Origin of the sequence: Empedobacter sp. UBA3475 (assembly GCF_002378465.1) — a bacterium.
Taxonomy (GTDB): domain Bacteria; phylum Bacteroidota; class Bacteroidia; order Flavobacteriales; family Weeksellaceae; genus Empedobacter; species Empedobacter falsenii_B.
The window spans coordinates 1-6,039 of the sequence record NZ_DFRA01000028.1 but is presented as its reverse complement, the minus strand read 5'-3'; the positions used below and the strand labels follow the sequence as shown (position 1 = coordinate 6,039).

Here is a 6,039-nt window from a genome sequence, read left to right as displayed (position 1 = left end):
AACTTACAACTCATAACTCGAAAACAGCCCTATAATCTCCTCAAGGGGATAGTTTAACTTCTATTCCTATTCCTTTAAGTCTTATGTCTTATAACTTATCACTCAAAACTCAGAACTTATAACCCGCGTTAGGGATAGTAGTAAAAATCCTTTTGTAGGAATTGGAACTTTCTTACTTGAAATTGAATCTTCTTCTACAAAAGATTGGAACGGATAGTCCGACCGAAGGGAACGCCCAAATTAATTTTTGTTAGGCACTATAAATTATTTGAAATTTATTAATTTATATAGATCATTTATTTTTTTAATAGAATCATTATCTAAATAATATAGGAAAAATAGGTTCTTGTCTATCTCAACAAAACCAGTAATCATATAAGATTTTTCGTTTTTTGATTCAATTAATAAATCAGGTTTATAATCATTGTTAATATCTAGCTCAACCATACCTTTTAAAGCATAAAGCTTTATTCTATCATTTATAATTGAATCGATGGGATTTCCTTTTATATTATAATTTACAATGGGTTTATGTATAAAGAAATCATCTGGAAAGTACATTTCTTCATATTTAGTATTTTCAAAATTATATACATCAGGACTCCGAAAAAATGATATTTTTTTCATCATTCTTTTATTAATTTCGATAATTTCTCCTAAGTTATATATCCTTATGATTGATTTTATTTTATCATCAATTGTTTCAGGATTGTATGTGTAATTTAAATTTACTTGCCTTACTTTATTTGATTTGGAATCGAAATTTACTGTAATATTCTTTAAGTTTTTATCGTCAACAATTGAAAACAAGTGAGAATTAAAAGATTTTAACGATTTAAATTGTGCATTATTTACAGGTGGAACTTTATAATAAAGTTCATTATAAGATTCAAATTGATAATTATTAAAAGTCTTACGAACTAAATATAAAGTATAAGTTGCAGAAAGTACCAATAATATAAAGAATAGAAATATAAATATCTTTTTCATAATTAATTATTATCGAAATATCAATTGTAGTAGCTTTCATAGATGCTTTTACAAGTGTTATCCATTCATATTCATTATCCATAAATATATGAATAAAAAAGAATTACACATACAAAAAAAAGCCCAACCAAAGTTGAGCTTGTATTTATCCAAAATAAAATGAATCGCGATCATTTAGAAAATTGAAATGCTTTCGAGTTTTATCTTGTTCTTCTTTATCAATTTCGAACTGTAAAATTTCGGGATGATTGTTAATTGTTTCCAAATCTTGTCCCAATGTATCAAATAAATGCGAATCGCCTTGATACTCGAGATTATAGCCATCTACGCCAATTCTATTTACACCAGCAATAAAAGCCATATTTTCGATTGCTCGAGCTTTTAGGAGTGAAATCCAAGCTTCTCGACGTGCTTTTGGCCAACTAGCGTTACAAAGTATCAAATCGTAGGGATTTTCCTCAGTATTGCGAATCCAAACTGGAAATCGTAAATCGTAGCAAACAATAGGACGAATTTGCCATCCTTTATAATCTATCGTTACAATTTTATCTCCTGCAGAATATACCCCAGCTTCTTTTCCGTAACTGAACAAATGTTTCTTATCGTAAATATAAATAGAGCCGCTTGGACAGATGAAATAAAATCGGTTATAGTATTTATCGTTTTCATGTGTAGAAATGCTTCCAGCAATCACAGAATTCAATTCTTTGGCTTTGTGTTGCATCCATTCGAAGGTTTCTCCAAAAGGTTTTTGACCAATTTTTTCTACATTCATCGAAAATCCCGAAGCAAACATTTCTGGTAACAATATAATATCAGTTTGATGATTGGCTAATAATTCATTTAAATAAGCGTGATTAGCTTTTGCATCTTCCCAGATTATATCGTATTGTATTAATGATATTTTAAGTTTATTTTGAATCTCCATTGTTAATAAATTTTTGATCTAATTTTGGTTTATTAGATTGGTTGATGATGTAATACATAAAGATAAATATAAAAAAACCAATAAACGAACCACCAACGGTATCAATCGCAAAATGGCGCGATAAGTAGATTCTACTAATTGCGATACTTGGAAAATGAAGTGCAAAAAATAATTGTAACCATCTGTTTTTGGTTAATAAACATAAAGTCATCGAAATTATTGCAGCTGTTAATGAATGTCCTGAAGGAAAAGTTGAAGCCATTTGTATCGCATAATCTTTGACTAGAATAATGTCTATTTTTTTCTGTGTAAAATAATATCCAGGACGTAAAACTTGTTCGAAATAGACATTCTTAAAGAAAACACTAATTGTTGTTGCAACTGCTCCAGAAACTAATAAATAATAAAAATATCTTCGAGTTGTTTTCCAAAATAGATAACCAAGAAGTATAAAAAATAAATAATAGGTTCCGAAATCGGTATAAAAAACAAAGAGTTTATCGAGATAATGATTGCTGTATTGATTGAAATGCAGATGTAATTCGTCGCGACCATAATATTGCGTCATAGCAATTGCAGCAAAATTGTAGATAAAAAAAACGACAAAAAATGGCCAAATTCTTAGAAATAAATCTTTTTGTTGATTCATTTGAGTTGGGTTTTTAAATAACATTTATGATGAGATTCCAAATAAGTCTAGAATGACATTCATTCAAATTTAAGCAAAAAAAAAACTTGACTAAATAGCCAAGTTTTAAAACGTTTTAATATTGTTTAAAAAAATTATTTTACTTTTTCTACGATTGCTTTGAAAGCTTCTGGATTGTTCATCGCTAAGTCAGCTAAAACTTTACGATTTAATTCAATTCCAGCTTTGTGGATAGCTCCCATAAATTTAGAGTAAGACAATCCGTGTAATCTTGCTCCAGCGTTAATTCTTTGAATCCATAACGCACGGAAATTTCTTTTCTTTTGACGTCTATCGCGGTAAGCGTATACTAAACCTTTTTCTACTGCATTTTTAGCAACAGTCCAAACGTTTTTTCTTCTTCCGTAATATCCTTTTGCAAGTTTTAAAACTCTTTTTCTTCTAGCTCTTGACGCAACTGCGTTTACTGATCTTGGCATAATTTTTAATTTTTTTGTAGTGGGCGAGATTGCTCTGCTTTAAGGCCCATCGACAGGGTTAATAATGAATTAATAAACCAAATAAGAACACGTTCTTATTTTAATCTTAATTGTTGTTTTACTGAATGAACATCAGCTTGATCAACTAAACCAGTTTGAGTTAAATTTCTCTTTTGTTTAGTCTCTTTTTTTGTTAGGATGTGGCTTTTAAAAGCGTGTTTTCTTTTAATTTTACCTGTTCCTGTTAATTTGAAACGTTTTTTCGCTCCAGATTTTGTTTTTAATTTTGGCATGATTACAAATATTTAAAATTAAAACGTTTTTTATTTTTTGTAAGATGATAAGAACCTAATTATTTCTTAGGTCCCATCATCATAATCATTCTTTTACCTTCAAGTTTTGGCATTTGTTCTACTTTTCCAACATCTTCCAATTCTTGAGCTAAACGTAACAATAAGATTTCTCCTTGATCTTTAAAGATAATAGAACGTCCTTTGAAGAAAACATACGCTTTCAATTTTGAACCTTCTTCTAAGAAAGATCTTGCGTGACGTCTTTTGAATTCGTAATCATGATCATCTGTTTGAGGACCGAAACGAATTTCTTTCACGACAACTTTCTGCTGTTTAGCTTTAAGTTCTTTTTCTTTTTTCTTTTGTTCGTATAAGAATTTTTTGTACTCTACGACACGACAAACAGGTGGAATGGCTTTTTCACTGATCATTACCAAATCTAAACCTTGTTCTTCTGCAAGTTCTAAAGCTTTAGCTATTGGATATACACCAGGTTCTATACCTTCTCCAACAACGCGTACTTCTTTCGCGTCAATCTTATCATTGATCTTGTGTTGATCTTCCTTAATTACTCTGGCTGGACCTCTGCCGCCTTTTCTTCTAATTGCGATAGTTATTCTGTTTTAAATTATTTTAATTTGATTTGTTCTTTCATGAAGTCGATAAACGCTTGAATCGTCATCTCTCCTAAATCACCTTCTCCGTGTCTTCTTACAGAAACTGTACCGTTTTCTGCTTCTTTTTCACCGATGATTAACATGAAAGGAATTTTACCGATTTCGGCATCACGGATTTTTTTACCAGTTTTCTCGTTTCTACTGTCAATCAGTCCGTTAATTTCTTCTTCGGCCAGCAAATTTAATACTTTTTCTCCATATTCCACATATTTTTCGCTAATTGGTAAAATTGTGAATAAATCTGGTGTTAACCAAAGTGGTAAATTCCCTGCTGTATTTTCTAACAAAATGGCAATGAAACGTTCCATAGAGCCGAATGGCGCACGGTGAATCATTACTGGTCTGTGTTTTTCGTTGTCTGCTCCAGTGTAAGTTAAATCAAAACGATCTGGTAAATTATAATCCACTTGGATTGTTCCTAATTGCCATTGACGTCCTAATGCATCTTTCACCATAAAGTCTAACTTAGGTCCATAGAATGCAGCTTCGCCATATTCTACAACTGTTGGTAAACCTTTTTCTGCTGATGCTGTGATAATTGCTTGTTCAGCTTTTTCCCAGTTTTCGTCAGATCCGATGTATTTTTCTTTATTCTCTGGATCTCTTAATGAGATTTGAGCCGAATAATTATCAAATCCAAGATTTGTAAATACATATAATACTAAATCAATTACTTTTTTGAATTCTTCTAATAATTGATCTGGTGTACAGAATAAGTGAGCATCATCTTGAGTAAATCCACGAACACGCGTTAAACCGTGTAATTCTCCTGATTGTTCGTAACGATAAACTGTACCAAACTCTGCATAACGTTTTGGTAAATCGCGGTACGACCATTGAGATGTTTTGTAAATCTCACAATGATGTGGACAGTTCATTGGTTTTAACAAGAATTCTTCTCCTTCGTTTGGCGTTTTAATTGGCTGAAAACTATCTGCACCATATTTTGCATAGTGACCAGAAGTTACATACAATTCTTTTTGACCAATGTGTGGAGAAATTACCATTTCGTAACCCATTTTTTGTTGCTCTTTCAATAAGAAGTTTTCTAATTTTCTTCTCAAAGCAGCTCCTTTTGGTAACCAAAGTGGTAAACCTGCACCAACTTTTTCAGAGAAAGCAAATAAACCTAATTCTTTCCCTAATTTACGGTGATCACGTTTTTTTGCTTCTTCTAATAACTCAAGATATTCTGTTAAATCTTTTTGTTTTGTGAATGTAATACCATAAACACGAGTCAACATCTTGTTTTTCTCATCTCCACGCCAATAAGCTCCCGCAACATTCAAGATTTTTGCAGCTTTCACAATTCCAGTGTTTGGAATGTGTCCACCACGACATAAATCTGTAAAATTATCGTGTGTACAGAATGTAATATCTCCATCTTGTAGATTAGAGATTAATTCTGTTTTGTATTCATTGTCTTTGTATGTCTCTAATGCTTCTGCTTTTGAAACTGAATATAATTTGAATTCAGCTTTTTTCTTTGCATTCTCTAACATTGCTTTTTCTACTTTCGCAAAATCAGCTTCTGTAAATTTATCCTCACCAAAATCAACATCGTAATAGAAACCTTTGTCAATCGCAGGTCCAATAGTTAATTTAGCATTTGGATAAAACTCTAAAATAGCTTGCGCTAATAAGTGAGCAGATGAATGCCAAAAAGCTTTTTTACCCATTTCATCATTCCAGGTTAACAATTTGATCGTTGCATCTGTGGTGATTGGGGTTGTTGTTTCAACTTGTTGATCGTTTACTATAGCCGAAATTACATTACGTGCTAAACCTTCACTAATGCTTAGCGCCACGTCCATAGGAGTTACGCCACTCTCATACTGTCTTACACTTCCATCTGGAAGAGAAATGTTTATCATCTTACTTTTAGAATTTGTACTAGGATGCAAAATTACGAATTTTCTGTAAGTTGACGAAATTTTTAAAGGGTTGATTTTGTTTGATTATTGATTATTTAGAATATTTTAAATATTAACTAGATGTCATACTGAAACGAGTTCCTTTAGAT

General features: G+C 31.4%; 7 protein-coding genes. All 7 read right to left on the bottom strand.

The features are described 5' to 3' along the window. Positions 1-264: 264 nt before the first annotated feature. Positions 265-990: a hypothetical protein gene (locus B3I31_RS06015; RefSeq protein WP_286496430.1), complete on the bottom strand. Its 726-nt coding sequence runs from the start codon at positions 988-990 to the stop codon at positions 265-267. A 145-nt stretch (positions 991-1,135) separates the two neighbouring features. Continuing rightward, entirely contained in the window at positions 1,136-1,918 is a 783-nt protein-coding gene (locus tag B3I31_RS06010; protein ID WP_286496429.1) for a nitrilase-related carbon-nitrogen hydrolase, read from the bottom strand. Further along, positions 1,902-2,567 (bottom strand): phosphatase PAP2 family protein, encoded by a 666-nt coding sequence (locus tag B3I31_RS06005; RefSeq protein WP_185144154.1) that lies wholly within the window; start codon positions 2,565-2,567, stop codon positions 1,902-1,904. The genes B3I31_RS06010 and B3I31_RS06005 overlap by 17 nt, the downstream gene beginning before the upstream one ends. Positions 2,568-2,701: 134 nt before the next feature. Beyond that, positions 2,702-3,046: a 50S ribosomal protein L20 gene (rplT, locus tag B3I31_RS06000; RefSeq protein ID WP_038337134.1), complete on the bottom strand. Its 345-nt coding sequence runs from the start codon at positions 3,044-3,046 to the stop codon at positions 2,702-2,704. A 95-nt stretch (positions 3,047-3,141) separates the two neighbouring features. Further along, the gene (rpmI, locus tag B3I31_RS05995; RefSeq protein ID WP_038337133.1) at positions 3,142-3,339 is read right to left on the bottom strand and encodes a 50S ribosomal protein L35; all 198 of its coding nucleotides are present in this window, start codon (positions 3,337-3,339) and stop codon (positions 3,142-3,144) included. A 59-nt stretch (positions 3,340-3,398) separates the two neighbouring features. After that, the gene (gene infC / locus B3I31_RS05990; protein WP_236688239.1) at positions 3,399-3,908 is read right to left on the bottom strand and encodes a translation initiation factor IF-3; all 510 of its coding nucleotides are present in this window, start codon (positions 3,906-3,908) and stop codon (positions 3,399-3,401) included. Positions 3,909-3,967: 59 nt separating this feature from the next. Then, complete coding sequence (thrS, locus tag B3I31_RS05985; protein WP_291047019.1) at positions 3,968-5,890, bottom strand: threonine--tRNA ligase; 1,923 nt, start codon at positions 5,888-5,890, stop codon at positions 3,968-3,970. Between the last annotated feature and the right edge of the window lie 149 nt (positions 5,891-6,039).

What these genes read in the sequence shown, in the direction of transcription:
- B3I31_RS06015 (WP_286496430.1), bottom strand. Translation starts at nt 990, where the DNA reads ATGAAAAAGATATTTATATTTCTATTCTTTATATTATTGGTACTTTCT.
- B3I31_RS06010 (WP_286496429.1), bottom strand. Translation starts at nt 1,918, where the DNA reads ATGGAGATTCAAAATAAACTTAAAATATCATTAATACAATACGATATA.
- B3I31_RS06005 (WP_185144154.1), bottom strand. Translation starts at nt 2,567, where the DNA reads ATGAATCAACAAAAAGATTTATTTCTAAGAATTTGGCCATTTTTTGTC.
- rplT (WP_038337134.1), bottom strand. Translation starts at nt 3,046, where the DNA reads ATGCCAAGATCAGTAAACGCAGTTGCGTCAAGAGCTAGAAGAAAAAGA.
- rpmI (WP_038337133.1), bottom strand. Translation starts at nt 3,339, where the DNA reads ATGCCAAAATTAAAAACAAAATCTGGAGCGAAAAAACGTTTCAAATTA.
- thrS (WP_291047019.1), bottom strand. Translation starts at nt 5,890, where the DNA reads ATGATAAACATTTCTCTTCCAGATGGAAGTGTAAGACAGTATGAGAGT.